Below are 2,635 nucleotides of genomic sequence, written 5' to 3' on the forward strand. Positions count from 1 at the left end.
AGAATCTCGCGCGTCACCGGCGGCAGCCGCAAGAGTGGCAGGTCAGCCTGTCGGATGTGCTCGGGCAGCGGCGCGCCCAATGGGCAGAGGATCAGCACCGAAGAAAAGAGATCCATCGCCGCCTCGAGCAGGAATGCAAACCGCAGGCCCTGCGATGCGCTGACAGCACCCTCTGAAACGGGCGGAGAAATCACAGTCCACCGGGCGTTGGGCGCGCAGGATTTGAGCACATCGGTGACAAGCTCCAGATCCCCGATGGAGAAACCCGTGAGGATCGTCACCGCGCGAGCGTCCTGTGCGGCACGCAGTGCGTCCTCGGACCCAAACGCGACGGCGAGCCGCAAGGCGATCAGGATCTGCCGCGCCGGGACAGGGGCCCAAGGCGCGCTGATCGGCTGCTCCGGATCCGGCTGGCCCTGATTGAAGCGCGCGAAAAGCTCTCCGAGCACATCATCGGCCTCGCTGTCTTGGTCGTCCGGTTGGGTATTGGAGATCAGGTGGCCCCGGCCTGCGTGATGCAGCCGCAGGCGGTCGATCAGGATATGTGCGAAGGGCAGCCAAAGAGGCGCTTTGGGTGAAGTGGTCGTATTGGGCTGGGTCATGGCGCAGCTCCCTCATTATATGTGGCGACAATGCCGGGCTGTCTCCGGGCGCGTGACCCGGAGCCAGATGGGGCGATTTGAAACGAAAGGCCCGCGTCAGGCGACAGTTGCACTGGCCTCAAGATCATCGAGCAGGCCGAGGATCACGGGCGTCAGTGATCCGTCGTAAATCTCGGTCTTGACCCGGATCTGCCCGCGCCAGGCATGAGGATCGACGGCTGCGTCGGGATGAGCCTGCCTCAACCATTTATGCATGGCCTTCTCGGCGCAAAGCGCAGTATGGCCGGTGGCCATCGGCACGACGCGCAGGATCTGGCAAGGCATCTCGCTGTCGCGCCGAAGCTGATAGGTCAGGCGGCTATCGGGGTCGCGGGAAAACCCCAGCTTCACGACCTCACGTCCGGACGCGAGCGTGAAACCCATCGCGTAGACATAGCTGGCAGCCCCGGGCCAGTCTTCGCCGCAGCCGCCGCAGGAAAACCGCCCGCTCTGCATATTGGCGCGTACGATGCGCTGGTCATGGCCACAATCCGAGTGCGTGTAAACGCGGTAGTTCGGATTGCCCTCGGGATCCGCAGAGGTCAGGCACCAGCCGCGCGTCTGGGCTTCGCCCGTCTCGGTTGCGGCATGACATGTCTCGCACCGAAATCCGGTCACACCTGCGCCGATGCGTCTGACCAGTTCGAATTGGCGGCGCACCTCATGGCCACAGGGAGCCAGGTAAAACGCATAATGGCGATGCGCGGGATCGCGCCGCAAAAATGTGAGACCCGCAGCCTCAGCGTCCTTGCGCCACTCTGCCAAAAGGCAGGACTGACAGAGCGGTTGCGCCGACATCAGCGTGAAGAGCCGCACCTTCTGTGTGGCCCCACAAAGGCGGCACCGCAGCGCCAGATGCAGGCGGTCGATGATGCGCCCGACGATGTCGAAGCCTTTAGCCTCTGCTGCTGCCACCCATTTGGGCAGAATGGCACCGGGAAACACGGGATGCGGGAGGGTGTCGATGATCAGCGTGGTCGGGGAAATGGTTTGCGTGTTCATGAGAAAGTCCTTCAATGGGGAAGAGGCGCGCCAACACATCCCGGTCCAGAGGCCGGGTGCGTCTTTGCGGATGGGGTGGGGAGTGCCTTGCCTAGAAAAAGGCGGGCGACAGATCGTCGGCGGGTGCCGTTGCGTCCGGCGCGATGGTGCAATCAGGGCTATAGTCGAACAGCGGCAGCCGCATCATGGCGTCGATCAAATGGCGGGCCTGAATCAACAAGGCGTTGCGGGAATGTGCCGTGGGGCCGAAACCCTGAACCTGAAACTGCCGGAAAAACACCAACCGCATCTGGCGATGCAAATAGCGCGGGCGGTCCGGGACGTCGGTCTTCAGCATGGCGTCCGCAAGCACCACCATCCGGCGCAACGGTCGATCTTCGGGACGCTCGACGCGCAGGCTGTGGACGTGCCGAAGCGCGCTGTCCAGCCGTCCCCGCGCACGCTGCGCATCGCGGTGCCACGCACTGTAAGCCGGGTCGTAGCTGTGACAGATGTCAGCCTGATCCCGCTCCGCCTCGATGAAATCCGCGAGGCAGGGCAAAACGGCCGCGAAAGCGATAGAATACGCTGTGTCATGCGACACTTCCAAGCGCTCTGCGTTTGTCGCGGCGGTCAAAGGAGTGAAAATGGTCATGCCAGGCCTCCTTCGCGCAGACGGGTGGCATGAGCCCGTGTTGCGATCCGCCCGAAGGTCGACAGGAAACCGACTTCGATGCCGGAATGGCGCCGACCGACGGTCATCATGTCGAAAACGGCCCACTGCAGCACCTGCGGAGTGTTCGTGGCTGCCATGTAATCCAGCGCGGCCGCTGCATAGAGGGCACCGGTGGAACAATCGGAGCCATAGGAGCCAGTCGGGGCAACGTGCCAGAAACAGCGCGCAGGGGTGCCTGACGTGCGTTCGTGCGCGGCGGGGTCACGCACGAAGGGAAGCGAGAGGATCGGGTGGTCGAAATGATTGGCGTCGGGCAGGACATAGGTGTCATCGGCCA

At 63.5% G+C, this 2,635-nt stretch carries 4 protein-coding genes; all 4 read right to left on the bottom strand.

The annotated features are described in order from the left end of the window. A partial coding sequence (locus KBT70_RS05475; protein ID WP_296629533.1) for a hypothetical protein occupies positions 1-602 on the bottom strand: 602 nt, incomplete at its 3' end. A 96-nt stretch (positions 603-698) separates the two neighbouring features. After that, positions 699-1,643 carry a GIY-YIG nuclease family protein gene (locus KBT70_RS05480; RefSeq protein ID WP_296629535.1) on the bottom strand — a complete coding sequence of 315 codons (945 nt, stop codon included), beginning with the start codon at positions 1,641-1,643 and terminating at the stop codon, positions 699-701. A 91-nt stretch (positions 1,644-1,734) separates the two neighbouring features. Continuing rightward, positions 1,735-2,277 (bottom strand): hypothetical protein, encoded by a 543-nt coding sequence (locus tag KBT70_RS05485; RefSeq protein ID WP_296629538.1) that lies wholly within the window; start codon positions 2,275-2,277, stop codon positions 1,735-1,737. Next, positions 2,274-2,635 (bottom strand): hypothetical protein (locus KBT70_RS05490; protein ID WP_296629541.1); only part of this gene is annotated, 362 nt, incomplete at its 5' end. The genes KBT70_RS05485 and KBT70_RS05490, both read right to left, overlap by 4 nt.

It is taken from the genome of Roseovarius sp. (assembly GCF_018066915.1).
Taxonomy (GTDB): Bacteria; Pseudomonadota; Alphaproteobacteria; order Rhodobacterales; family Rhodobacteraceae; genus Roseovarius.

Excerpts from the sequence above, each read along its gene's own strand:
- KBT70_RS05480 (WP_296629535.1), bottom strand. The coding sequence starts at position 1,643 with ATGAACACGCAAACCATTTCCCCGACCACGCTGATCATCGACACCCTC.
- KBT70_RS05485 (WP_296629538.1), bottom strand. The coding sequence starts at position 2,277 with ATGACCATTTTCACTCCTTTGACCGCCGCGACAAACGCAGAGCGCTTG.